This window comes from Curvibacter sp. AEP1-3 (assembly GCF_002163715.1).
GTDB lineage: Bacteria > Pseudomonadota > Gammaproteobacteria > Burkholderiales > Burkholderiaceae_C > Allorhodoferax.
Genome location: NZ_CP015698.1, coordinates 2,292,980 through 2,315,791, shown reverse-complemented (window position 1 = coordinate 2,315,791; position 22,812 = coordinate 2,292,980). Strand labels below are relative to the sequence as shown.

At 61.1% G+C, this 22,812-nt stretch carries 22 protein-coding genes; 16 read left to right on the top strand and 6 right to left on the bottom strand.

Annotation, left to right across the window (positions count from 1 at the left end; genetic code table 11):
* Nucleotides 1-23 precede the first annotated feature (23 nt).
* Complete coding sequence (gene fghA / locus AEP_RS10705) at nucleotides 24-890, top strand: S-formylglutathione hydrolase (RefSeq protein ID WP_087495369.1); 867 nt, start codon at nucleotides 24-26, stop codon at nucleotides 888-890.
* A 9-nt stretch (nucleotides 891-899) separates the two neighbouring features.
* On the opposite strand, the gene AEP_RS10700 is transcribed toward fghA, so the two are convergent.
* Together AEP_RS10700 and AEP_RS10695 are read right to left on the bottom strand one after the other, a co-directional pair.
* On the bottom strand, nucleotides 900-1,505 hold the full coding sequence (locus tag AEP_RS10700) for a MarC family protein (protein WP_087497284.1): 606 nt from the start codon (nucleotides 1,503-1,505) through the stop codon (nucleotides 900-902).
* 84 nt (nucleotides 1,506-1,589) lie between these two features.
* Nucleotides 1,590-1,949, bottom strand: a complete 360-nt coding sequence (locus tag AEP_RS10695; protein WP_087495368.1) for a TraR/DksA family transcriptional regulator — start codon at nucleotides 1,947-1,949, stop codon at nucleotides 1,590-1,592.
* Between the two features lie 120 nt (nucleotides 1,950-2,069).
* On the opposite strand from AEP_RS10695, the gene AEP_RS10690 reads away from it, so the two are divergent.
* From AEP_RS10690 to AEP_RS21280, 9 genes are all read left to right on the top strand, one after another.
* Nucleotides 2,070-2,447: a DUF2946 family protein gene (locus AEP_RS10690; protein WP_087495367.1), complete on the top strand. Its 378-nt coding sequence runs from the start codon at nucleotides 2,070-2,072 to the stop codon at nucleotides 2,445-2,447.
* 123 nt (nucleotides 2,448-2,570) lie between these two features.
* Nucleotides 2,571-3,119 carry a YcnI family copper-binding membrane protein gene (locus tag AEP_RS10685; RefSeq protein ID WP_087495366.1) on the top strand — a complete coding sequence of 183 codons (549 nt, stop codon included), beginning with the start codon at nucleotides 2,571-2,573 and terminating at the stop codon, nucleotides 3,117-3,119.
* A gap of 18 nt (nucleotides 3,120-3,137) precedes the next feature.
* Nucleotides 3,138-4,049, top strand: a complete 912-nt coding sequence (locus AEP_RS21380) for a copper uptake system-associated protein (RefSeq protein WP_087495365.1) — start codon at nucleotides 3,138-3,140, stop codon at nucleotides 4,047-4,049.
* A gap of 32 nt (nucleotides 4,050-4,081) precedes the next feature.
* Nucleotides 4,082-4,498: a DUF2946 domain-containing protein gene (locus AEP_RS10675; RefSeq protein ID WP_087495364.1), complete on the top strand. Its 417-nt coding sequence runs from the start codon at nucleotides 4,082-4,084 to the stop codon at nucleotides 4,496-4,498.
* 93 nt (nucleotides 4,499-4,591) lie between these two features.
* On the top strand, nucleotides 4,592-5,998 hold the full coding sequence (locus AEP_RS10670; protein WP_087495363.1) for a PepSY-associated TM helix domain-containing protein: 1,407 nt from the start codon (nucleotides 4,592-4,594) through the stop codon (nucleotides 5,996-5,998).
* 112 nt (nucleotides 5,999-6,110) lie between these two features.
* Nucleotides 6,111-6,779 (top strand): PhaM family polyhydroxyalkanoate granule multifunctional regulatory protein, encoded by a 669-nt coding sequence (locus AEP_RS10665; RefSeq protein ID WP_087495362.1) that lies wholly within the window; start codon nucleotides 6,111-6,113, stop codon nucleotides 6,777-6,779.
* 39 nt (nucleotides 6,780-6,818) lie between these two features.
* The gene (locus AEP_RS10660; protein WP_087495361.1) at nucleotides 6,819-8,081 is read left to right on the top strand and encodes an FIST signal transduction protein; all 1,263 of its coding nucleotides are present in this window, start codon (nucleotides 6,819-6,821) and stop codon (nucleotides 8,079-8,081) included.
* A 62-nt stretch (nucleotides 8,082-8,143) separates the two neighbouring features.
* Nucleotides 8,144-9,901, top strand: coding sequence for a methyl-accepting chemotaxis protein (locus tag AEP_RS10655; RefSeq protein WP_087495360.1), 1,758 nt, complete (start codon nucleotides 8,144-8,146; stop codon nucleotides 9,899-9,901).
* 103 nt (nucleotides 9,902-10,004) lie between these two features.
* Nucleotides 10,005-11,585: a methyl-accepting chemotaxis protein gene (locus tag AEP_RS21280; RefSeq protein ID WP_087495359.1), complete on the top strand. Its 1,581-nt coding sequence runs from the start codon at nucleotides 10,005-10,007 to the stop codon at nucleotides 11,583-11,585.
* 126 nt (nucleotides 11,586-11,711) lie between these two features.
* On the opposite strand, the gene tgt is transcribed toward AEP_RS21280, so the two are convergent.
* The 4 genes from tgt to AEP_RS10630 form a co-directional block, all read right to left on the bottom strand.
* A complete protein-coding gene (gene tgt / locus AEP_RS10645) occupies nucleotides 11,712-12,923 on the bottom strand; it encodes a tRNA guanosine(34) transglycosylase Tgt (protein WP_087495358.1) in 1,212 nt (403 codons plus the stop codon).
* Between the two features lie 30 nt (nucleotides 12,924-12,953).
* The gene (queA, locus tag AEP_RS10640) at nucleotides 12,954-14,036 is read right to left on the bottom strand and encodes a tRNA preQ1(34) S-adenosylmethionine ribosyltransferase-isomerase QueA (protein WP_087495357.1); all 1,083 of its coding nucleotides are present in this window, start codon (nucleotides 14,034-14,036) and stop codon (nucleotides 12,954-12,956) included.
* An 85-nt stretch (nucleotides 14,037-14,121) separates the two neighbouring features.
* Complete coding sequence (locus AEP_RS10635) at nucleotides 14,122-14,730, bottom strand: hypothetical protein (protein ID WP_157673130.1); 609 nt, start codon at nucleotides 14,728-14,730, stop codon at nucleotides 14,122-14,124.
* A 67-nt stretch (nucleotides 14,731-14,797) separates the two neighbouring features.
* Entirely contained in the window at nucleotides 14,798-15,781 is a 984-nt protein-coding gene (locus AEP_RS10630; protein ID WP_087495355.1) for a Bug family tripartite tricarboxylate transporter substrate binding protein, read from the bottom strand.
* 68 nt (nucleotides 15,782-15,849) lie between these two features.
* Here AEP_RS10630 and recG point away from each other — a divergent pair, with 68 nt between their 5' ends.
* From recG to ubiA, 6 genes are all read left to right on the top strand, one after another.
* Entirely contained in the window at nucleotides 15,850-17,952 is a 2,103-nt protein-coding gene (recG, locus tag AEP_RS10625; RefSeq protein WP_087495354.1) for an ATP-dependent DNA helicase RecG, read from the top strand.
* Nucleotides 17,953-18,092: 140 nt separating this feature from the next.
* The gene (locus AEP_RS10620; protein WP_157673129.1) at nucleotides 18,093-18,902 is read left to right on the top strand and encodes a substrate-binding periplasmic protein; all 810 of its coding nucleotides are present in this window, start codon (nucleotides 18,093-18,095) and stop codon (nucleotides 18,900-18,902) included.
* Between the two features lie 40 nt (nucleotides 18,903-18,942).
* Nucleotides 18,943-19,884 (top strand): hypothetical protein, encoded by a 942-nt coding sequence (locus tag AEP_RS20705; protein WP_157673128.1) that lies wholly within the window; start codon nucleotides 18,943-18,945, stop codon nucleotides 19,882-19,884.
* Nucleotides 19,885-19,951: 67 nt separating this feature from the next.
* Complete coding sequence (locus AEP_RS10615; protein ID WP_157673127.1) at nucleotides 19,952-20,842, top strand: DMT family transporter; 891 nt, start codon at nucleotides 19,952-19,954, stop codon at nucleotides 20,840-20,842.
* Nucleotides 20,843-20,891: 49 nt separating this feature from the next.
* Nucleotides 20,892-21,863: a LysR substrate-binding domain-containing protein gene (locus AEP_RS10610; RefSeq protein ID WP_087495351.1), complete on the top strand. Its 972-nt coding sequence runs from the start codon at nucleotides 20,892-20,894 to the stop codon at nucleotides 21,861-21,863.
* 69 nt (nucleotides 21,864-21,932) lie between these two features.
* Nucleotides 21,933-22,793, top strand: a complete 861-nt coding sequence (gene ubiA, locus AEP_RS10605; protein WP_087495350.1) for a 4-hydroxybenzoate octaprenyltransferase — start codon at nucleotides 21,933-21,935, stop codon at nucleotides 22,791-22,793.
* The last annotated feature ends 19 nt before the right edge of the window (nucleotides 22,794-22,812 follow it).

Genomic DNA, 22,812 nt, shown 5'->3' with positions numbered 1-22,812 from the left:
AGCTCTACTTTTGATAGCAAATCATGTCTGATTCCTCTTTTGAACTGCAAAGCGAGCACGCTTGCTTTGGTGGTGTGCAACGGTTTTACAAACACATGTCCGAAGAAATCGGCCTGCCCATGCGGTTCGGGTTGTTTTTGCCGCCGCAAGCCTCCGTGGGGCCGGTGCCTGCGCTGGTGTACCTGGCGGGCCTGACCTGTACCGAAGAAACCTTTGCCTTCAAGGCGGGTGCCCAGCGCTTGGCTGCCGAGCCGGGGATGGCGCTCATCACCCCGGACACCAGCCCGCGTGGTGCGGGGCTGGTGGGCGAGGCGGACCATTGGGACTTCGGGGTGGGCGCCGGCTTTTATCTTGACGCCACGCAAGCACCGTGGAGCGGGCACTGGTGCATGGAAAGCTACTTGATCAAAGAGTTGCTACCCCACATTGCGCGCGACCTACCAGTGGATGCTGCGCGGCTGGGGCTGTTCGGCCACTCCATGGGCGGGCACGGCGCCTTGACGCTGGCCCAGCGACACCCTGGTGTGTTTCAGACCCTGTCTGCCTTTGCCCCCATTTGTGCGCCTACCCAGTGCCCTTGGGGCAAAAAAGCGTTCACCGGTTATTTCGGTCAAGACGAGAGCCTGTGGGCGGCCCATGACGCAGTGGCCTTGATGGAGGCGCAAACCAGTGCGCCATTCCCCGGCGGCATTCTGGTGGACCAGGGGCTGGCGGACAAGTTTTTGGAGGAGCAGTTGCACCCGCACCTGCTGGAAGCGGCCTGCGCCAAGGCCGGGCAGCCGCTCACGTTACGGCGCCATGCGGGCTACGACCACGGCTACTATTTCATCAGCACCTTCATGGACGACCACCTGCGCCATCACGCGCGAGGACTTGGGCTGACGAGTTAAGCGGCGGCGTCAGGTGGCAGCCGCCACCTGCTGCACAAAAGTCTTGATGCCGCGCAGCATCATCTCAATGGCCACAGACACCAGCACCAAGCCCATCAACCGCTCGGCAGCGACCACCAGACGGTCGCCGATGATGCGCTGAATCCGCTCTGCCGACACCAGCACGACGGCGCTGACCAGCATGGTGACGCACAGCGCGCCTATCCACTCCATGCGGCGGTCCGGTTGCTGAGATACCAGCAGCAGTACGGTCGCCAGCGCAGAGGGGCCCGCGACGGCTGGAATGGCCAGGGGAACAATCAGTGGTTCTGTCTTGATCTCTGTCTCTGCAGTTGCGGCCGGCGGGAACACCATGCGCAGGGCAATCAAAAACAGGATCACGCCGCCGCCGATCTGCAAGGACAGTTCGCTCAGGTTCATGACCCGCAAAAAGCTCTCACCCACAAACATGAAGGTGAGGAGCAGCGTGAATGCGATCAGGATTTCCCGCAGGATCACCTTGGGCCGGCGCTCAGGCGCTACATGCTTGAGCGCGTTGGCAAAAATCGGAATGTTGCCGACCGGGTCGGTAATCAGGATCAGCAGGATGGTCGCAGAGGCGAAGGTGTAATTCATCATGGCGCGTAACGCCGGTGTTACCGGCGTGTTCGGGAGAGAGCGGCAGAGAATACCAGCCCGGTGACCTTGCGGGCATGGGCGTCAGGCGTCTTCCAGGGCGCTTTGGCAATCAATGCAGCGCTCAGCGTCCGGGGTGGCGCGCAGCCGGGCTTCGGGGATGGTGGTGCCGCAGGCTACGCAATGGCCGTAGGTGCCTGTCTCCAAGCGCTGCAGCGCGGCATCGATGCGACGCAGTTCGGCCGTTTCGTGCTCGTCCAGTGCCAGCTCCAAGTCGCGCTCGGTATTGGTCTGGGCGGGCGTATCTTCGTGCCGGCTGAAATGCGCTGCCGAGGCCAAAGCCCGGCTGGGTTCGCCACCGCGCAGTTGGTTCAGGCGGGCGCGCAAGGCATCGCGTTGCTGGAGCAGTTGCTTCTGGTAACTGTGAAGGTCGGGGTGTGTCATGGTGTTTCCTGTGGTTTGCACCTCTCATGCTCTACCTTCGGGATACAAAAGCTTTGATGCGGGTCAAGTTCCGGGCGATGACCGGGAACGCGTTTGCTGGCTCGTACATAATCGCCACCCATGGCCTCCCTCCAATCCCTGCGCGAAGCACGCTCCATCGTCCGTTGGATGCTGGTGTGGTTTGCTTTGTCCATCGGGGTAGCGGTGGCGGCCCCTGTGGTCAACCCGCAGGCATTGACGTTGATTTGCACGACCGCAGGCAACGTCAAATTCGTCGCCGAATCGGTCGGCGACAACGCAGACGGCGCACCCTCGGGCATGCAGACTCACGCGCTGGACTGCGTAATGTGCCTGCCCGCCGGCGCACCGCCGGCAACATCGGCGGTACTGCATGCCGGTCCGGCAGTGAGTAGCCCGCAACCGGCAGCGCTGCCCGAGCGTGTCCCGGCCCGCTTCGCCAAAGCAGCTTCTGCCCGCGGCCCGCCTGCGCAGCTCTGAGCGCCGCTGACAGCGCTTGGCGCTGACTGCCCGGCCGCGTCAGTCTTTTCTTCCTATCCAGATTTTGTATTTCTGCTTGGGTGCGCCTGTACGTGGCGGCCTGGCGATTGTTTCGAGGTTGTTATGAATCGTTTTGCTATGCAATTGGTAGCTGCTTGCGCAATGTCCATGGGCGCTACCGCCGCTTTTTCTCATGTAACGCTGCAAGACCAGGCTGCCGCTGCCGGCGCCGGCTATCGGGGTGTACTGCGGGTGGGCCATGGTTGTGCCGGAGCGCCCACCACATCCATCACCGTCACCATCCCTGCAGGTTTTAACGGCGCGCAGCCCTTGGTGAAAGCTGGTTGGACTGTGAGCACCAAGGTCGGCAAGCTGGACCAACCCTATGAAATGCACGGGACCAAATACACCGAAGGCGTGCAGGAAATCACCTGGACGGCCAAGGGCGCTGAGAACGCATTACCTGACGCATTTGCCGATGAATTCATGTTCCGCGGCACCACGCCCAAAAAGCCCGGTACCCTGTGGTTCAAGGTCGTGCAAGGCTGCGACAAAGGCACTAACGCCTGGGTCGAGATTCCTGCTGCCGGGCAGGATGCCCACAGCCTGAAGTCCCCCGCAGCCCGTTTGGATGTGCTGGACGTCCAGGCCGCCGGCGCTCACGCCCACTGATTTTTACGAGGAGTTTTTATGACTTTTTCCCGTTGGACCTTGTCCGCCGCCTTGGCTGCCGGACTCTCTGTGATGGCTTCAGGCGCTTTGGCCCAAGCCGTGGATGTGCAAAACGCCTGGGCCCGCGCCACCGTGCAGGGCCAAAAGGCCACCGGTGCCTTCATGACACTGACTGCGCCCGCTGCATCCAAACTGGTGAGCGTGAGCTCGCCCGTGGCAGGTGTTGCCGAGGTGCACGAGATGAAGATGGAAGGCGATGTCATGAAAATGCGCGCCCTCGCCGCGGGTCTGGACTTGCCCGCGGGCAAGCCGGTGGAGCTCAAGCCAGGCGGCTACCACGTCATGCTGATGGACCTGAAGCTGCCCCTGCAGAAAGACACCACCATTCCGCTCATCCTGACATTCAAAGACGCCAAGGGCGTGGAGACCAAGAAAGAGCTCAAGGTACCGGTGTCGCAAACAGCACCTGCTGGTGCGGCTGCAGGCGGAATGCATGGTGATCACGGTGCGAAGGGACATGGCGCTGTGCCTGCTCCCAAAGGCTCGGACTCCGAGCAGATCTCCGCAGTTATGAAGAAGCAATTTGATCGGCCGGACGCGCCCTTGAGTGTTGCGCCAGTGACTGTGCTGGGCAACTATGCAGTGGCTGGATGGATTCAGGGGGGCAAGGGCGGCCGTGCCTTGATGCAAAAGGACGCAAATGGCTGGTTCATCTCGGTCTGCGCAGGTGATGGATTGAAAGATGCCAAGGTTCTGCAAACCACCGGCATGCCCGCTGACCATGCTGCGAAGCTGGCCACTGCTGTGAAAGCGGCTGAAGCGAAGCTGAGCAAAGATCAATTGGCCTTGTTTGCCAGCTTTGAAGGCATGTTGAAGGTGGGGCCAGCAGGGCATGGCGCTGCTGCGGGCCACGGTGAACACAAACACTGAGCATTTAGTAGTCACTTCCTCATGATTTGAAGATGCGCGCCCAAAGCCATATCCGCCACAACACCATCCACCGCCCCTGGGCGATGTGGCTGGTGTTGTGCGTGCTCGTGCTGGGGGCGCTGGCACCCACGGTGTCACGTGCGTGGGCCTGGTATGCATCGGGGCCCATGCAGGAAATCTGTACCGCTGACGGCGGTGCAGTCTGGGTGAGTGCCTCACCCGAAGCGATGAAGGATGGAACTGCTAACGGGCAAGCTCCGCTCCCTTCTCTCGACCATTGCCCGTTTTGCCTGCAAGCTACGGACCGCAGCGCGGCCCCGCCGCCCCATCAGCCTTACCTCTTCTTGGAGATTGGCGGAAACCAGGCGCGCCCGGTCCGGCAGGCGTTTTTCTTCTTCACTGACATTCAGCGGGCGCCTCCGGCGCGTGGCCCGCCTGCACAGGCGTGAGCATGTGCTGCCTTTGACGGCAGCGTTCACCCGAGGGGCTGCTCGCGCCAACCGCGAACAGACCTGTGTTCCTGCTTTTTGGATGTCCTTCCTATGTCGTCTTCTACTTCGGCTCCTGCGCCTGCGCGTGCGCCGTCATCGTCCCGTTTCTATGCCGCCGCATGGCGTTGGCATTTCTATTCGGGCCTGTTCGTGGTTCCGTTCCTCACCATCCTGGCTGTCACCGGCTTGGTAATGGTGTACTTCACCGGCTTTCAGAGCCGCCTCGGTAATCTGGTGTACGTACAAGCACAAAACACCACACAAGCGGTAACGGCCCAGGCTCAAGCAGTGTTCGCACAGTTTCCGGACGCCAAGCTGCAGGAATACATCGCGCCCAAGTCAACAGATTTGGCGGCTTGGTTCATCGTGGCACGTGGCGGCACGACCGAGGCTGTTGCTGTGGACCCTTACACCGCCAAGGTAATCAAGTCCACAGACAAAGAAAGCACAGGTTTCGCCTGGGCCCGGAAAATCCATGCCAGCTTGTTGCTGGGGGACACGGGCAAGCGCGTGATGGAAGTCGCCGCCGGCTTGGGCATCGTGATGATCGTGACCGGCCTGTACCTGTTCTGGCCGCGTAACGGTGGCGGCTGGGCGCAGGCGCTGGTGCCTGAATGGCGGGCCACCGGGCGCCGGTGGTGGAAGTCTTTGCACACAAGTATCGGCTTTTGGATCAGCGTGGTGCTGTTCTCCTTTTTGCTGACCGGTATGTCCTGGACCGAAGTGTGGGGTGGCAAGTTTGTGCAGCCTTGGGGTACTTTCCCTGCGGCCAAGTGGGACGCGGTGCCCACCTCCGACCTCACACATGCCAGCCTGAACACAGCAGGCATTCGCGATGTGCCCTGGGGCCTGGAGCAAACCCCGCTGCCCGCATCCGGCTCTGACGCAGGCGTTCTGGGCGTAGCCGCCGGGGAGCCGGTCAACCTCGACGGCGTGGCGGCTTTGGCAAACCGCTTGGGCTTTGTCGGGCAGTTCCACATCAATGTGCCGCAAGACGAGAAGGGCGTGTACACCGTCTCTGCCGACACCATGAGCGGTGATTTGACCAATCCCTTCAAGGACCGCACCGTGCATGTGGACCGCTCTACCGGACGGGTGCTGGCCGATGTGGCGTTTGCGGACTATTCGGTGCTTGCCAAAGGCATGGCCATAGGCATTGCACTGCACCAGGGCGATATCGGCCTGTTGAGCGCATGGGCCAACATCCTGGCCTGCCTGGCGATTGTCTTGCTATGCGTGAGCGGCATCGTGATGTGGTGGATTCGCCGTCCCACGGGCAGCGGTCGCTTGGCGGCACCCGCAGTCCCTGGGCAGGCGCCTTTGTGGAAAACCGGCGCGCTGGTAATGGTGATCACCGGGCTGGCATTCCCATTGGCCGGCGGCGTCTTGCTGGCCGTGGTGGTGTTGGACTGGCTGCTGATATCCCGGGTGCCGGCACTCAAGAACGCCTTGTCATAAAGCATGGGGTTTGCCACAGGGGCCCCGAAAGCCGCGCTTTTCCGCTCCTCAGCCGCCGCAGCTTGGAGTAAGCTGTGCGCAGGGCCCTTTGTGCAAGCCTCTAGGAGCATTCATGAGCGATTCAGACACCTCCGGTTTCGGCAAATTCGTTCCCGGGTTTGACTTCCTGCAGAACCTGGCCAAGGGCGCCAGCACCAGCATCCCCCAGATGCCTAACTTGGGCAACTGGGTCGCGCCCACCTTGAATGTGGAAGAGCTGGACAAGCGGATTGAAGAACTCAAAAACGTGCACTTCTGGCTGGAGCAAAACTCCCGCGCGCTGGGTGCCACCATCCAGGCGTTGGAGGTCCAGAAAATGACGCTGGCCACCCTGAAGGGCATGAATTTCAACATCGGTGACATGGCCAACGCGCTCAAGCTCAAAGCCGCTGATTCGGTCTACAGCGGCGTGCAAAAAGCCACCGAAAAAGCCGCGGCGACGGCCAAGACCATCAGTGATGTTGCCACCGGCAAGTCAGACGACAAGGCTGCCAAAACCACGGCGACCCCATCTCTGGTGGACCCGCTGCAGCTCTGGGGTTCGCTGACGCAACAGTTCCAAAACATTGCTGCCAGCGCCTTGAAGGAAGCTACCAGCAAGACCGCCGCCGACATCACCAAAAACATGGCCACCGGTCTGGCCAAAGACGCCATCAAGACGGCCAAGGCGGCAACCAAAAAGGCAGTGGCCAAGCGGGCGGCGCCCCGCAAAGCGCCTACCAAGAAATCAACCGGCCGTTAGCGCCCAACCCCTTTCCGGACGGCATTGCCGCCACCTCTCATGCGAATGTTTCCCTATGCCCATGCCACGCATCCGCAGTGGCAGATGGCTGCTGCTTTGGTGCTCGCGCAGCTGCGGGCTCAAATGGCCTTGGCTGACTATGCGGCCAACCCGACCTTGGCATTGCTGTATGTCACGGACCATTACGCCGCGCACGCCAAAGACATCCTGGAGCACCTGAGTGGCGAGCTGCCCTTGGTTACCGATTGGTCCGGCACCGTGGGGGTGGGAATTGCGAGCAACAACGTGGAATATTTCGACGAGCCCGCCATGGCCGTGATGCTGATGGATGTGCCGTCTGACCAGTACCGGGTGTTTTCAGGAGTGGCGCCTTTGGGCCTGGGCTTTGAGGCCCATACAGCACTGGTGCATGCCGATGGCAGCACGATTGAGTTGGCAGAGCTGGTCCGCGAGATGGCCGGGCGCACCAGTGCAGGCTACCTGTTTGGGGGGCTCACCAGCAGCCGCGGTGACAGTGTGCAGTTCGCTATAGCGGCTGATGGCAACCTGAGAGGGCATGGGTCCGCTAGCGGCGTGTTTTCGGGTGGCTTGAGCGGGGTTGCTTTTTCGGAAGAGGTGGCTTTGGTGTCACGTGTTACACAAGGTTGCAGCCCGGTATCCAAGGCGCGCACGGTGACCGATGCTGACCACAACGTGGTGGTAACACTGGACGGAGAGCCTGCGCTGGACGTCATGCTGCGCGACCTCAAGATTTCGCTCGACCAGCCCCAGGAGGCTCTGGAGGTGGTTCGTGCCACCTTGGTGGCCTTGGCGGAGCCCGCGCAGGACATGGCCCCGGGCATGGTGCGCAACACCGGGAATCTGGGCAGCGAGGTGACGGTGCGCCACATCATCGGGCTGGACCCGGGGCGCCGCGGTATTGCCGTGGCCGAGGTGGTGGAGCCCGGTGCCCAGTTGGCCTTCTGCAAGCGCAACCGGGAGGCTGCCAGAGCCGATCTGGTGCGCATTTGTGCCGAAATCCGCGAAGAACTGGAGCCCCAGGAGCTGGGCCTTGAATTGGCGGTCGCCCTGCAGCCCGATGAGGCTCAGGCTGCCCCGCACCCCGCTCGGCGCATTGCCGGTGCGGTGTATGTGAGCTGCTCGGGCCGTGGTGGCCCTCACTTTGGCAGCGCAAGTGCCGAAATGCAGATAGTGCGCCGCGCTTTGGGCGATGTGCCGCTGGTCGGGTTTTTTGCCGCCGGGGAGATTGCGGCAGACCACGTCTATGGGTATACGGGTGTTTTAACTGTTTTTACTGAATAACATAAAAAATCATTATTCGGGTTATATTAGGCCTTTGGGGCTGGCCCGACTTGGAGACACGCATGGGTAACTTGAAAATCAGCACTCGCCTGTACGCAGGCTTCACCTTACTGATTGCCGTCATGGTGGCGATCGTGTCAGTCGCGTTCATAGAAATGAACTCTTTGAGAGCGGCAGCCAACGAAATTGCAACCAACGCGCTACCCAGCGTGCAGGAAACGAACAGGCTGAATACCCAGATTTCGGATTTCCGTATCTTGGAAATGCAGCACGCGCTTTCGATCGAAGAGGGTACCAAGCAAGACCTTGAAAAACGGCTCGACAAGACCCAGGAAGCGATCAAGGAAACCAAGGCGCGTTATGAGCCGTTGATCAGCAGTCCAGAGGAGCGTGCGGGATATGAGGAGTTCAACAAATACCGCAAGCTGTACCTCGATCTGCACAAGGACATCAAGGACTATTCACGTCGCAACGACGCAGCAGGCGCTGCGATGCTTCTGGAAGCCGAATCCAAGACCATGTTCGAGCGTTCGGGCGCGTCTCTAGACAAGCTGATTGAAATGAATCGCAAGGGGGCGGACAACTCAGCCGCGGCGGCGGAGCGCACTTATCAACTTGCCCGCAATGTATTGCTGGGCTCACTGGTGGTGGCTGTGCTGTTCGCTGTGTTTGCTGCGACCTACATCACCCGCTCCATCACCAAACCTTTGGATGAAGCATTGACGGTGGCTACCAGTGTGGCTGCAGGTGATTTGACAGGCCGGATTGAAAGCCAGAGCAACGATGAAGTGGGCAAACTCTTGCAGGCCATGCGGGGCATGCAGGAGGGCTTGGTCCGGGTCGTGTCGCAAGTGCGAAACGGGTCAGACAGTGTGTCCAACGCCAGCGCGGAAATTGCCCAGGGCAACAATGACCTGAGTGCCCGCACCGAACAGCAAGCCAGCGCCTTGGAGGAAACCGCGGCCAGCATGGAAGAGCTGAACTCCGCCGTGAAGCAAAACGCGGACAACGCCCGCCAAGCCAACCAATTGGCCATGAATGCCTCAACGGTCGCAGTGCAGGGCGGAGAGGTGGTGGGCGAAGTGGTGAACACCATGAAGGGTATCAATGACGCCAGCCGCAAGATCAGCGACATCATCAGCGTGATTGATGGCATCGCTTTCCAAACGAACATTCTCGCGCTGAACGCTGCTGTGGAGGCGGCCCGTGCCGGGGAGCAGGGGCGTGGCTTTGCGGTGGTGGCCAGCGAAGTCCGTTCTCTCGCAGGCCGCAGTGCAGAGGCCGCCAAAGAAATCAAGAGCCTGATCAACGCCAGCGTCGAACGGGTGGAGCAAGGCACCGCCCTGGTCGACAAGGCGGGCGAGACCATGACTGAAGTGGTCAGCAGCATCCGTCGGGTGACGGACATCATGGGCGAGATCAGTGCGGCCAGCAACGAGCAAAGTGCCGGTGTGGCGCAGGTGGGTGAGGCGGTCGCCTCCATGGACCAGACCACCCAGCAAAACGCTGCTCTGGTGGAAGAAATGGCCGCCGCAGCCAGCAGCCTGAAGAGCCAGGCCCAAGACCTGGTGCAGGTGGTGTCGGTCTTCAAACTCACGGCCGGTCAGGAGCCCAGCAAGGCGGCTGCACCCGTGCTGACAGCGTCGGTGCCCAAAGCCATAAGCAAGCCTGCGGCCGCCCCGGCTGCAAAGCCTGCCGCTTCATTACCTCCGGCCACCAAAGCGCCTGCTCCGACCCCTGCCTCCAAGGTGGCCTCGCTTCCCAAGCCGGCACCGCGGGTAACGCCAGCAGGCGGGGACGATGACTGGGAAACCTTTTGACGCCAGACCCGGTTCAGTTCTTGTGGGTTTGGTCGAAATTACGTAAATTGATACCGTTTTTCATACAAATGCGCGTTGGAAGCGTTAGCCACCGAGGAAACACATGAACCTGAACCGTCTGGGCATTCGCGCACGCATCACCTTGGGTCTGGCCATCATTCTGGCGCTGGCCATTCTGAGCGCGGCAAACTCGCTCTACCGCAATGTGTCGGTGAAGTTTGAGTCGGGCGAAGTAGCCACCTCCTGGATTCCGGCCATTGAGAACCTCGGCAATATGAAGGGCTACGTGGCAGACCACTACCTGCTGGTCAGCGACCGGGTAGGTGGGCGTGATCTGGAAGACGCAGCTGCCTTCAAAAAGCGCTTGAAAGAGAACGACGAAGCCTTGACCAAGGCCACCGAGGTGTATGCCGCAACTTTGCTTACTTACGAGGCGGGAGACCCGCAGGCGGATGCAGAAAAAGCGCTTTTTGCGGACTACCAGGCCAAGCGTGACACGTATTTCAAGGTGGTCAGCGTGGGGCTGGATGCGGTGGAGGGTGCTGGCGGCGCCGAAGAAATGCTGACTTTGGCGCGCAAAGACTTTGCCGAAAAAGCACCAGCGGCATTCCATCAGGCCTACACGGCGATGGAGAAAATCCTCAAGTTCAATCTGGACGGCACCGCCAATGCGGCCCTCAAGGTGAAAGATACAGTGGCATCGGCAGAGCGCGCGATGTTGGGCGCCCTGTTGGTTATTGTGGTGGTGGGCTTGGCGCTCATTTGGATTATTCCCACCAGCGTGATCCAGCCGGTGCGTCAGGCCATGGAACTGGCCGGTCGCATTGCCGATGGCGACTTGAGCGGCCAGGTGTTGGCCAAAGGCTCGGACGAGCTGGGGCGGTTGTTGAGCAGTCTGGAGCAAATGCAGTCCAAGCTGGCTCATGTGGTGTCCCGCGTTCGGGAAGGCTCCGAATCCGTAGCCACCGCCAGCGCCGAAATCGCCCAAGGCAACAACGACCTCTCCGCCCGCACCGAACAACAAGCCAGCGCTCTGGAAGAAACCGCAGCGTCCATGGAAGAACTCGGCTCCACCGTCAAACAAAACGCCGACTCCGCCCGTCAAGCCAATCAACTGGCCATGAATGCCTCTACCGTGGCTATTCAAGGCGGAGAAGTCGTTGGCCAGGTCGTAGAGACCATGAAAGGCATTAATGAGTCCAGCCGCAAGATTGCAGACATCATCAGCGTCATTGATGGAATTGCCTTCCAGACCAACATCCTTGCCCTGAATGCAGCGGTAGAAGCGGCCCGTGCCGGAGAACAAGGGCGTGGCTTTGCAGTCGTCGCTTCTGAAGTCCGGTCGCTGGCAGGACGGTCTGCCGAAGCTGCCAAAGAAATCAAAACCCTGATCAACGCCAGCGTAGAGCGTGTGGAACAGGGCAGCAGCCTGGTAGACAAAGCCGGTGAAACCATGACCGAAGTGGTCAGCAGCATCCGCCGGGTGACAGACATCATGGGAGAAATCAGCGCCGCCAGCTCAGAACAGAGTGCAGGTGTCTCCCAAGTCGGAGAAGCGGTCACCCAGATGGATCAGGCTACGCAACAGAACGCCGCCTTGGTGGAAGAGATGGCAGCTGCTGCCAGCAGCCTGAAGAGTCAGGCCAATGATCTGGTGCAGGTGGTGGCAACCTTCAAGCTATGAGCAGAATCAGGCTCCAATCGGGCTCTGGCGCCCGTGGAGTTTGCGCGAGTAGCTATTAAATGAATAGCAAATAAAAAAAGGGGGCTGATGGCCCCCTTCTCTTTTCTGCAAGCGTTCGGGCGCTACTTACACCCCGCGTGCCCGGTCTGCGTGGAACTGCTGCACGAATGCGCCGAAGCGGCCGGCGTCCAGCGCATCGCGTACTTCCTGCATCAGGTTCAGGTAGTAGTGCAGGTTGTGCACGCTGGCCAGCATGGGGCCCAACATCTCGCCGCAGCGGTCCAGGTGGTGCAGGTAGGCACGGCTGAAGCCTTCGCGTCCGCCGTTGGCCCAGCTCACACCACTGGAGCCCGCGCAGGCGTAGCAGGTGCAGGTCACGTCCAGCGGCTGCTCGTCGCTCTTGTGGCGGGCGTTGCGGATTTTCAGGTCGCCATAGCGGCTGAACAGGGTGCCGTTGCGCGCATTGCGGGTGGGCATCACGCAGTCAAACATGTCGATGCCGTTTTGCACGCCGGCAATCAGGTCTTCCGGTGTGCCCACGCCCATCAGGTAGTGGGGCTTGTGCTTGGGCAACTTGGGGCCGATGTGCTTCAGGACGCGCATCATGTCTTCCTTGGGTTCGCCCACCGACAGGCCACCCACGGCAATGCCGGGGAAGTCCAGTGCTTCAAGACCTGCCAGCGATTCGTCACGCAGGTGCTCAAACATGCCACCCTGCACGATGCCGAAGAGCGCGTTGGGGTTGTTCAGGCGGGCGAACTCGTCCTGGCAACGCTTGGCCCACCTCAAACTCAACTCCATGGAGCTGCGGGCTTCGCGTTCGGTGGTGATCTGGCCTTTGGTCTTGGGCTCCACCGACAAATAGGGCGTGCACTCGTCGAATTGCATCACGATGTCGGAATTCAGCGTGGTCTGGATCTGCATGCTGATCTCGGGCGTCAGGAACAGCTTGTCGCCGTTCACAGGAGAAGCGAACTTCACGCCTTCTTCGGAAATCTTGCGCATTTCGCCCAGGCTCCAGACCTGGAAGCCGCCGCTGTCGGTGAGGATGGGTTTGTCCCATTTTTCGAACTGATGCAGGCCGCCGAACTTTTGCACCACGTCCAGGCCAGGGCGCATCCACAGGTGGAAGGTGTTGCCCAGAATGATCTGGGCATTCATGTCGTGCAGGCTGCGCGGCATCACGCCTTTGACGGTGCCATAGGTGCCCACGGGCATGAAGATGGGGGTTTCGACCACGCCGTGGTTCAGCGTGAGGCGCCCGCGGCGGGCGTGGCTGCCCAGGTAGCTGCCATCGGCGCTGGCGGGGTCGTTGTTCAGGAGGTCAAATTTCAGCATGGGTGTACCCGTGTCAGTGATCAGTGGAGTTCAAGTGCGGCGTGTCAGCAGCATGGAGTCGCCATAGCTGAAGAAGCGGTAGCCGCGGGCGATGGCGTCGCGGTACAGGCCCATCACGTGGTCGTGACCCGTGAAGGCGCTGACCAGCATCATCAGGCTGCTCTTGGGCAGGTGGAAGTTGGTGACCAGCACATCGACCAGCTTGAAGTCAAAACCGGGCGTAATGAAGATGTTGGTGTCGCCACTGGAAACACCTGTTTTGGCCCAGCTCTCCAGGGTGCGCACACTGGTGGTTCCTACCGCCACGATGCGCCCGCCGCGCGCCTTGCAAGCAGCAATGGCCTCCTGAGTCTCCAGCGGCACGTTGTACCACTCGCTGTGCATCTGGTGTTCGGCGATGTTTTCGGTCTTGACCGGCTGAAAAGTGCCTGCGCCCACGTGCAGCGTTACGTGTGCGCACTGTACGCCCATGGCATCGAGCTGCGCGAACACAGCTTCGTCAAAATGCAAGGCGGCTGTGGGCGCGGCCACAGCGCCAGGGTTCTTGGCAAACACCGTCTGGTAGCGCTGAACATCCTCCGGTGAGTCGCTGTGGGTGATGTAGGGCGGCAGGGGCACATGGCCGTGGCGCTCCATCAGGGTGTAGGGGTCGTCGCCGCGGTCGTTGCTGAGCACAAAGCGGTAAATCGGCCCGTCCACATTCGGCCAGCGGCCCAACAGGGTGGCGCAAAGGCCGTCTTCCTGGCCGGACGCACAGGTCATCTTGATGGTGGCGCCCACCTCGGGCTTTTTGCTGACCCGCATGTGGGCTGCCACCTGGTTGCCGCCCAGCACGCGCTCAATCAGCAGTTCCACCTTGCCGCCGGTGGTTTTTTCGCCGAAGAGGCGGGCGTTGATGACCTTGGTGTCGTTGAACACCAGCAAGTCACCCGCACGCAGCAGGCCGGGAAGGTCTTTGAAGATGCGGTCTACAGACACTTCGCCCGTGCCGTCCAGCAATCGGGACGCACTGCGTTCTGCGGCGGGGTGCTGGGCAATCAGCGCTTCGGGGAGTTCAAAGTCAAAGTCGCTGAGGGTGAAGACGCGTTGCGCGTCAGGGGAGGGTAAAGACATGGTGCTTGAGGGCCGGACAGGCCCGTTCCAAGGTTGAAAGGCCGTTATTTTCCCATAGTGGTGCTTTTGCAGAATGCCAAGCGATTCAAACCATCAGCTCTTGATAGCGGGCCAAAGCGTCAGAGGTGAGCTGCACATAGGCGTTGGTGTTGTTGGCAATGTGCGCTTGCATCCAACGCGCGCCTGCCTGCGGTTCGCTCACCCAGATTTTGTCCTTGCCAAAGCCCGCGCGGAGGCTGGCCAGGGGCGTGCGGATCGATACGACGTCGGAAGGGCCCCACAGATACGCCGGCGATGCCTCTCCGGTCCAGGGGTATCCGTTGGCTTCGGCATAGACGTGGTTATGTTCAAAAGTGAAGTCGACCAGCTCCACCGGAGCCGCGTCATCCGACTCGATCCAGCAGTGGTAGGCACCGCCCAGCGGGTGGCTGAATGCCTGCTCATCGGCCATCACAATGATCTGGTCATTGCCCGCATCAATAGCCGCCAAGCCCGCAACCGGGCGGTAGTTGCGGTCAAGCGCGATGCTCGCCACATTCGAGCCCACCACTGCAAACGCGTGGCACAGGGAGTGGAAATTGTGGGGAAACCAGTGGCACAGGCAATTGCGCACACTCAGGGCAATCGCAGACCGCATGCGCAGCGTGAGCGGCGAGGTTTCTGACGGGCACGCTTCGAGTTCGGAGTAAGCCATTTCCATGCCTTGATATCGGCAGGAAATGGCAAACCTGAAGCAACTGTGTTTTGCGGCTTCTTCCGGGCTATTCCACCTTGGCGCCCGATGCCTGCACGATGCCCTTCCACTTGGCGTAGTCGGCTTTCAGCAGGTTGCCGAATTGCTCTGGCTTCATGGCCTGAGGCTCCGCCCCTTGGGCGTGGATGGCTTCTTTGAATTCAGGCTTGGCCAGCAGCTCGTTGACCTTGTTGTTCATCAGCGAGACCACATTGGCAGGTGTGCCGGCCGGCATGAAGAGGCCGTACCAGGTGCTCACATCAAAGTCCTTGTAGCCGGACTCGGCCACGGTGGGCACATCAGGCAGCGAGGTGCTGCGGGCCGCAGACGTCACAGCCAGCGCGCGCAGTTTCCCCGCCTTGATCTGGGCGATTGCTGAAGGCACAGAGGACACCAACAAATCCACATTACCGGCCAGTGCATCCATCAGTGCGGGATTGGAGCCTTTGTAGGGGATGTGGCGGATGTCGACCTTGGCGGCCTTTTCGAACAGGTTGCCCGCGAGGTGAATGGTGGTGCCGTTGCCGGGCGCGCCGTAGGTGATGGTGTCGGGTGCTGCTTTGGCGGCTGCAACCACATCGGCCAGTGTCTTGAACCTGGAGTTGGCGGCGGTGGCAATGACCACCGGGGTATACGCCACGTGGGCCACGGGTACCAGGTCTTTGGTCGGGTCCCAGGGCAGGTTGCCGTAGAGCCAAGGGGCCACGACCAGGTTGTCTTTCTGGCCCATGACCATGTCATACCCTGTGGGTGCCGCCTTGATGGCTTCGGCAATGCCTATGGTGCCGCCGGCACCAGCCTTGTTGTCGGGCACCACGGTCCACTGGAAGTTTTCGGTTAGCTTGCTTGCGACCAGGCGGGACAGGATGTCGGTGCCGCCCCCGGGCGGGAAGGGTATGACCAGCCGGATAGGCTTGGACGGGTAGGCGGCGGTTTGGGCATAGCTGGGGGCGCTGGCAGCGCCGCCCAGCAGGGTGGCCACGACGGCCAGTGGTGCAATCCATTTTTTCATGGGGTCTCCTTAGGGGTGGGCCTGCGCGTGCAGGCAAACACCCCAGTGTAGTGCGGCACAATGCGCCCATGTCTGACACCAAGCCCAAAACCGAGTCGCAAAAAGCCCTCGAAAAGCTGGGCCTGCGCCGGGACATCGACCTGGCTTTGCACTTGCCGCTGCGCTACGAGGATGAAACCCGTATCGTCAAGCTCATCGACGTGCGCGATAGCACCCCGGTCCAGATTGAAGCCACGGTCACCCACCAGGAAGTGAGCTACCGGCCGCGCCGCCAGCTCATCGTGACTGTGGATGACGGCACCGACACCTGCACCCTGCGTTTCTTCAGTTTCTACGGCTCGCAGCAAAAGGCGCTCGCGGTGGGCAACAAGGTGCGGGTGCGTGGTGAAGTCAAAGGCGGTTTTCTGGGGCGCACCATGCTGCACCCCGCATTCAAAGCCGCCGGGGGGGATCTGCCGACCGCGCTCACACCGGTCTACCCCACGGTGGCAGGCCTGCCCCAGGCCTACCTGCGCAAGGCGGTACTCTCCGGCCTGGCGCGCGCCGATTTGAGCGACACCTTTGCGCCCGGCGATCTGGAGTGGTTGCAACACCGTCAGCATAAAAACGGGCACCAGCCCTTGTGGACACTGCGCGACGCGCTACAGTTTTTGCACCACCCCACGCCGGATGTGTCGCTCGACACCTTGATGGACCACAGCCACCCCGCTTGGCAACGGCTCAAGGCCGAGGAGCTGTTGGCCCAACAAATTAGTCAGTTGCAAAGCCGGCGAGAACGCGCCAGCCTCAAGGCCCCGCAGCTCCAGGCGGTGGATGGCGGCACTTTGCACGCCCGCCTGCTGGCAGCGCTTCCTTTTGGCCTGACGAACGCCCAGAAGCGGGTGGGTGAAGAGATTGCCAAGGACATGGCGCGCCGCATCCCCATGCACCGTTTGCTGCAGGGCGATGTGGGTGCCGGCAAGACCGTGGTGGCAGCGTTGGCTGCCGCGATCTGCATGGATGCGGGCTGGCAGTGCGCCTTGATGGCGCCCACCGAAATTTTGGCCGAGCAGCACTTCCGCAAGCTGCTGGGCTGGCTGGAGCCCTTGGGCATTACCACCGCCTGGCTCACCGGCACACAAAAGGCCAAGGAGCGGCGGGCCATGCTGGCCTTGATCGAGAGTGGTGAAGCCCAGCTGGTGGTGGGCACCCACGCCATCATCCAGGACAAGGTGAAGTTCAAGAACCTGGCCCTGGCCATCATCGATGAGCAGCACCGCTTCGGCGTGGCGCAACGCCTGGCCCTTCGCAACAAATTGCACCACGAGGATATGGAGCCCCATCTACTCATGATGACGGCCACCCCGATTCCAAGAACATTGGCGATGAGCTACTACGCAGACCTCGATGTATCCACCCTGGACGAGCTGCCTCCCGGGCGCACGCCCATCGTCACCAAAGTGGTCAACGACGCGCGGCGCGACGAGGTGATTGAGCGCATCCGCGCACAGATCAGCCAAGGCCGGCAGGTCTATTGGGTCTGCCCGCTGATTGAAGAGAGTGAAGCTTTGGACCTGAGCAATGCCACCCAGACCCACGCGGACTTGGCAGAAGCTTTGCAGGGCGCTACCCGTTCAGATGGTCAGCCGGTGCTGATCGGGCTGCTGCACTCGCGCATGCATGTGGATGACAAAAAGGCCGTCATGGGCGCCTTCACCGCGGGGCTGATGTCGGTGCTGGTAAGCACGACGGTGATTGAAGTGGGTGTGGATGTGCCCAATGCCTCGCTGATGGTGATTGAACATGCCGAGCGTTTCGGCCTCAGCCAGCTGCACCAGTTGCGCGGGCGGGTAGGGCGGGGCGCTGCGGCATCGGCTTGCGTGCTGCTGTATTCCACCGGCGACGCCCCACGATTGGGCGAAGCGGCTCGGGAGCGGCTGAAGGCCATGGCCGAGACCAATGACGGGTTTGAGATTGCCCGGCGTGACTTGGAGATCCGTGGTCCCGGTGAATTTTTGGGCGCACGGCAGAGCGGCGAGGCCATGCTGCGCTTTGCGGACCTGGCCACCGACACCGAGCTGCTGGACTGGGCCAAAGCCGAAGCGCCCATGCTGCTCGATACCTACCCGCACTTGGCGGCCAAGCATGTGGCCCGCTGGTTGGGGGGGAAAGCAGAATTTCTCAAGGCCTGAATGAAATCTGGCCTTGGCGCATGGTGTGCGTGCGCGAGTGGCTATGAAATTTGTAGCATATATGCGCAGAACAGCGTATTGACAGGGTGCGCCCTGCCATGGAACCATGCGGGCTTAGCCATGAAGTGAAGGCGGGAGGCATGAGCTACTGGACTACATGGCGCCCTGCATGGGTGCTGCTGATTTGCTGGGCGTTGCATTCGGGCGCCATGGCGGCAGCGTGCAGCAAGTCCGTGCGTTGGTATGACGACGGCGCCTATTCGTTCCGGGGTGCCGACGGGCAGCCGACCGGACTCTATGTGGAGCTGGTGCGTGAGGCCTTGCGCCGCATGGATTGTTCAGCACAGTGGCAGGAAATGCCTTGGGCACGCGGCTTGGTGGAGCTGGAGGTCGGCAAGTTGGACATCTTGCCCGGCGCCCGCAAAACCCCGGAGCGCGAGAAGTTTGCGTATTTCTCCAGACCGGTCAATCGCTCGCCGAATGTGCTGTTCATGAGCAAGGCGGCGGGTCAGCGCTTTGCCTTCACCCGCCTGGCGGACATGGTGGGTACGGACTTCAAGCTGGGCATCCAGCTTGGCGTGGCGTATGGCGCCGAATATGACGAACTCATCAAGAACCCGGAGTTCATGGCCCGCACGCAGCCATTGACCTCCCGCCGCAGTGCCTGGGGCCTGCTGCAAATGGGGCGTCTGGACGGACTGATTTCTGACGAGGTCAGTGCCTGGGTGGAGTTGCAGAGCTTGGGGCTGAGCAACGCCGTGGTCCGAACGCGCGTGGTGACTTCGGATGACCCCGGGCTGCTCGCTTTGAGCCGCCTGAGCAACACGCCGGATTTCGTGGCGGCGCTGGACCGTGCGCTGCAGGCCATGATGAACGACGGCAGTTACAAGCGCATCCGGGAGCGGTTTGTGCCCTGTGTGACATCCGCGGAAACCGTGTCCTGCCGTTGAGCCGTCGCAGTCCGATTAACATCGCCGGATGAGTGGACAAATGGATTGGATCTGGTGGAGCCTGGGCGCAATTTTTGTGCTGTCGGTATCCGCATACCTGTATGCGGAGTTGCAGGCATTCTGGCTACGCACTACGGTTGCCAAAATCCCCGGTGGTCAGCGATTTGAAGCACATGGATTCAGCGTCGACATGCTCAAGGGCGCCGGCAAGGTGCGCGTCAAGGCCCGCAAGGCCCATTACAGCCAGAAAGCCAACGCCAAGCAGGTGGCCATGGAAAAGTCCGGAGCGCTGGACGTGACCTTCGACGCCTTGGGTTTGCGCATTGAGCTGTCCCGCATGGTGCGCACCATCAACAACCCCAAACCCGGGCAGGACCCGACTTTGCCCACCGGTTGGCACAGCATGGCCTTTCAGGCCACCGAAGAGGACGCGGTATTGCGTCTGGACCATGTGCCCACCAAAGTGGCAGATCAGTTCATCGGCTTTGCCAAACAAATCCAAGTCTGGGTGGAGCGGCTGGAGCACCAACGCAAGGCGCGTTTGGAAGCCGAAGAAGCCGCCAAACGTGAGGCCGAAGAGGTGGCAGCCATGCGCGCCGCTGCCAAGGCCAAAGGCAAGGCCGTAGCCATTCCACCTGAGGAACAGATCGCTCAGTGGCGCAGGGTGGCAGGCTTTACGGGTACCAACACGGAGACCGGGTTGGACGGCAAGGGCGGCATTGAATGGTTCATTGATCTGGATGCCACCGGGCGCATCACCCTGCATTCGGGCAAGCAAACGGCCCACACCACTTTGAAGGGCGCCACCATCACCTCGCTGGGTGGTGAGCTGGAAATCAATGTCCTGGATGCGGAAGGCAATCCGGACCCACACTCCTTCCGCGTGCTCAAGAACATGCCGCCGGATGTTCGGCGCGCATGGAAAGAGCGTCTGGAAATGCTGCGCGACAGTTTCAAAAGGCCCAACGCCATCACAACCTGAGCGCGTCATTCCGCCTCGCTATAGTGGAGCGCTTTTCCAGCGGCGTCCGCACAGGTTTCCCTCATTTATGGTTTCTCGTTTTCTTATGCGCTGGAACGCGCTGTCCGGCAACACCCGCGGCGTGATGCTGGTGGTTCTGGCCATGTTCTGCTGGTCGGTCCTGGACGCCTGCAACAAGCAGTTGATGGGGCAGGGCATCCTGCCCAAACAGGTGTTGTTTTTGCAAGCCACGGTGGTGCTGGCCATGCTGGTGCCGGTGTGGATCGCTACCCGTGGGCGGGTGGTGCGCACCCGTCAGCCCTGGCTTCACATGCTGCGGGCCTGTTTCATCGTGACCTCGGCCTGGTGCGCGGCGTATGCGGTGTCGCATCTGCCGCTTGCGGAAGCCAGCGCGTTTTTGATGACGGGCTCGCTGTTCATGTTGCCCTTGGGAGTGTTCTTTCTGGGTGAGAAGCCGCACTGGTTGCGGTGGACCGGGGTTGCGGTTGGTTTTGGCGGGGTGCTGGTGATTTTGCAACCCGGGGCAGAGGCCTTCCGTCCCGCGGCTCTGGTGGCCTTGTTCGGTGCCTTGATGGAGTCCATGCTGGGTATCGTGCTCAAAAAGTACTCCGGCACCGAGCATCCGATTGCCGTCCTCACCTGGAGCCAGGTCGCTTGTTGGCTGACTTTTGGGTTGTTCACCGGGTTTGAGTTGCCTGCGGTGGCCAGCAATTTGTGGCCTCTGCTGCCTTTGGTGGGCTTCGCTGCAGCGGGCATTTACCTGGGCTATTTTTTCGCCTACCGGGCAGGCGACGCCTCGGCGGTAGAGGCGGGCAGCTTCTCTCTCTTGCTCTTCAGCCCGGCGCTGGGTGCGGTGTTCTTTAGCGAAGCGCCGGATGCCGCTTTCTGGGGCGGGGCGGGTTTGCTGGTGTGCGGTATCGCCCTGGTCATCATCGAACCCAAAGGACACGCTCATTGATTCAGACTATCGACCGTGGCATCATGGTTGACCCGGAGGGAATGCTGTTATGACGCTCACAGAACTCAAGTACATCGTCGCCGTCGCCCGCGAGCGCCATTTCGGCAAGGCGGCGGACGCCTGTTTTGTCTCGCAACCTACGCTGTCGGTGGCGGTTAAAAAACTCGAAGAAGAGTTGGATGTAAAGCTCTTCGAGCGCAGCGCGAACGAAGTGACCGTGACTCCCCTGGGCGAGGAAATCGTGCGTCAAGCCCAGAGCGTGCTCGAGCAGGCGGCCAATATCAAGGACATCGCCAAGCGTGGCAAAGACCCGCTGGCCGGGCCTTTGAAGCTGGGCGTGATCTACACCATTGCCCCCTATTTGCTGCCGGCCCTGGTGCGCCAGGTGATCACCAAAAGCCCGCAGATGCCGCTGGTGCTGCAGGAGAACTTCACCGTCAAGCTGCTGGAGATGCTGCGCACCGGCGAGATCGATTGCGCCATTCTGGCCGAGCCTTTTCCCGACACGGGTCTGGCCCTGGCTCCACTGTATGACGAGCCCTTTTTTGCCGCGGTGCCCTCCAGCCATGCATTGGCTCAGCAGGCCTCGGTGACCGCCGAGCAACTCAAGAGCGAGACCATGCTGCTGCTGGGCAACGGCCATTGCTTCCGTGACCACGTGCTCGAAGTCTGCCCCGAGTTCGCCCGCTTCTCCAGCGATGCCGAAGGCATTCGCAAGAGCTTCGAAGGCTCCTCGCTGGAGACCATCAAGCACATGGTGGCGGCTGGCATGGGCATTACTTTGGTTCCGCGCCTGAGCGTGCCCAAGGAGGTCCTGGAGCCCAAAAAGCGGGGGGGCGAAGAAAGCTTTGTGAAGTACCTGCCGGTGTTGGACACGCGCTCCGATGGCAGCAGCCTGCCGCCTCCCACCCGCCGCGTAGTGCTGGCTTGGCGCCGCAGCTTTACCCGCTATGAGGCGATTGCCGCGTTGCGCAATGCCATCTACAGCTGTGAATTGCCGGGTGTGAGTCGACTCTCCTGATTTTGAATAAAAAGTGCTGCTGGCGCTCGTGGAATACGCGCAAGCAGCTATGAAATTAATAGTAATTTTGTGCAAGACAAACTCCGCCTCTACCTTGACCTGATCCGCTGGAACCGGCCTGCCGGTTGGTTGCTGTTGCTCTGGCCCACGCTGTCGGCTCTCTGGCTGGCAGCTGGTGGCTTTCCCGGTTGGCACCTCATCATCGTGTTCACCTTGGGCACCATCCTCATGCGCAGTGCGGGCTGTTGTGTGAATGACGTGGCAGACCGCGAGTTCGACAAGCACGTCAAGCGCACGGCACAGCGCCCCGTCACCAGTGGCCGGATTTCCAGCCGCGAGGCCTTGGCTGTGGGAGCGGTGCTGGCGCTGGTGGCGTTTGGTCTGGTGCTCACCACCAATACCGTGACGATCGCGTGGTCCTTTGCAGCGCTGGCGGTAGCACTGGTCTATCCGTATGCCAAGCGCCACGTGTCCATGCCGCAAGCAGTGCTGGGGGTGGCTTTCAGCTTCGGCATTCCCATGGCCTATGCGGCAGTGCGGGCAGATGTGCCTTGGCAGGCCTGGGCTTTGCTGGTCGGTAACCTTTTTTGGGTGCTGGCCTATGACACCGAATACGCGATGGTCGATCGTGATGATGATTTGCGCATCGGCATCAAGACATCTGCCATCACTTTGGGGCGCTGGGATGTCGCGGCCGTGTTGGCCTTTTACGGGGTGTATCTGCTGGTTTGGACTTGGCTGGTTTTGCCCGACTTGCGGGAGGCTTGGGGCTGGTGGCTGGGCGTGGCAGCCGCCATCGTCCAGGTGGTGTGGCACGGCACCCTGATCAAAGACCGCTCGCGCGAGGGTTGCTTCAAGGCCTTCCGCCTCAACCACTGGGTGGGGTTTGCCGTCTTTGCAGGAATCGTCATTTCCAGCACATTGGCCTAGTCTTTCTTTTTAACCCACC

What these genes read in the sequence shown, in the direction of transcription:
- AEP_RS10685 (WP_087495366.1), top strand. Translation starts at nt 2,571, where the DNA reads ATGAATCGTTTTGCTATGCAATTGGTAGCTGCTTGCGCAATGTCCATG.
- AEP_RS10670 (WP_087495363.1), top strand. Translation starts at nt 4,592, where the DNA reads ATGTCGTCTTCTACTTCGGCTCCTGCGCCTGCGCGTGCGCCGTCATCG.
- AEP_RS10695 (WP_087495368.1), bottom strand. Translation starts at nt 1,949, where the DNA reads ATGACACACCCCGACCTTCACAGTTACCAGAAGCAACTGCTCCAGCAA.
- AEP_RS21280 (WP_087495359.1), top strand. Translation starts at nt 10,005, where the DNA reads ATGAACCTGAACCGTCTGGGCATTCGCGCACGCATCACCTTGGGTCTG.
- AEP_RS20705 (WP_157673128.1), top strand. Translation starts at nt 18,943, where the DNA reads ATGGATTGGATCTGGTGGAGCCTGGGCGCAATTTTTGTGCTGTCGGTA.
- AEP_RS10635 (WP_157673130.1), bottom strand. Translation starts at nt 14,730, where the DNA reads ATGGCTTACTCCGAACTCGAAGCGTGCCCGTCAGAAACCTCGCCGCTC.
- queA (WP_087495357.1), bottom strand. Translation starts at nt 14,036, where the DNA reads ATGTCTTTACCCTCCCCTGACGCGCAACGCGTCTTCACCCTCAGCGAC.
- tgt (WP_087495358.1), bottom strand. Translation starts at nt 12,923, where the DNA reads ATGCTGAAATTTGACCTCCTGAACAACGACCCCGCCAGCGCCGATGGC.
- AEP_RS10690 (WP_087495367.1), top strand. Translation starts at nt 2,070, where the DNA reads ATGGCCTCCCTCCAATCCCTGCGCGAAGCACGCTCCATCGTCCGTTGG.
- AEP_RS10700 (WP_087497284.1), bottom strand. Translation starts at nt 1,505, where the DNA reads ATGAATTACACCTTCGCCTCTGCGACCATCCTGCTGATCCTGATTACC.
- AEP_RS10630 (WP_087495355.1), bottom strand. Translation starts at nt 15,781, where the DNA reads ATGAAAAAATGGATTGCACCACTGGCCGTCGTGGCCACCCTGCTGGGC.
- AEP_RS10615 (WP_157673127.1), top strand. Translation starts at nt 19,952, where the DNA reads ATGGTTTCTCGTTTTCTTATGCGCTGGAACGCGCTGTCCGGCAACACC.
- AEP_RS10655 (WP_087495360.1), top strand. Translation starts at nt 8,144, where the DNA reads ATGGGTAACTTGAAAATCAGCACTCGCCTGTACGCAGGCTTCACCTTA.
- AEP_RS10610 (WP_087495351.1), top strand. Translation starts at nt 20,892, where the DNA reads ATGACGCTCACAGAACTCAAGTACATCGTCGCCGTCGCCCGCGAGCGC.
- AEP_RS10665 (WP_087495362.1), top strand. Translation starts at nt 6,111, where the DNA reads ATGAGCGATTCAGACACCTCCGGTTTCGGCAAATTCGTTCCCGGGTTT.
- AEP_RS10675 (WP_087495364.1), top strand. Translation starts at nt 4,082, where the DNA reads ATGCGCGCCCAAAGCCATATCCGCCACAACACCATCCACCGCCCCTGG.
- recG (WP_087495354.1), top strand. Translation starts at nt 15,850, where the DNA reads ATGTCTGACACCAAGCCCAAAACCGAGTCGCAAAAAGCCCTCGAAAAG.
- AEP_RS21380 (WP_087495365.1), top strand. Translation starts at nt 3,138, where the DNA reads ATGACTTTTTCCCGTTGGACCTTGTCCGCCGCCTTGGCTGCCGGACTC.
- fghA (WP_087495369.1), top strand. Translation starts at nt 24, where the DNA reads ATGTCTGATTCCTCTTTTGAACTGCAAAGCGAGCACGCTTGCTTTGGT.
- AEP_RS10620 (WP_157673129.1), top strand. Translation starts at nt 18,093, where the DNA reads ATGAGCTACTGGACTACATGGCGCCCTGCATGGGTGCTGCTGATTTGC.
- AEP_RS10660 (WP_087495361.1), top strand. Translation starts at nt 6,819, where the DNA reads ATGCGAATGTTTCCCTATGCCCATGCCACGCATCCGCAGTGGCAGATG.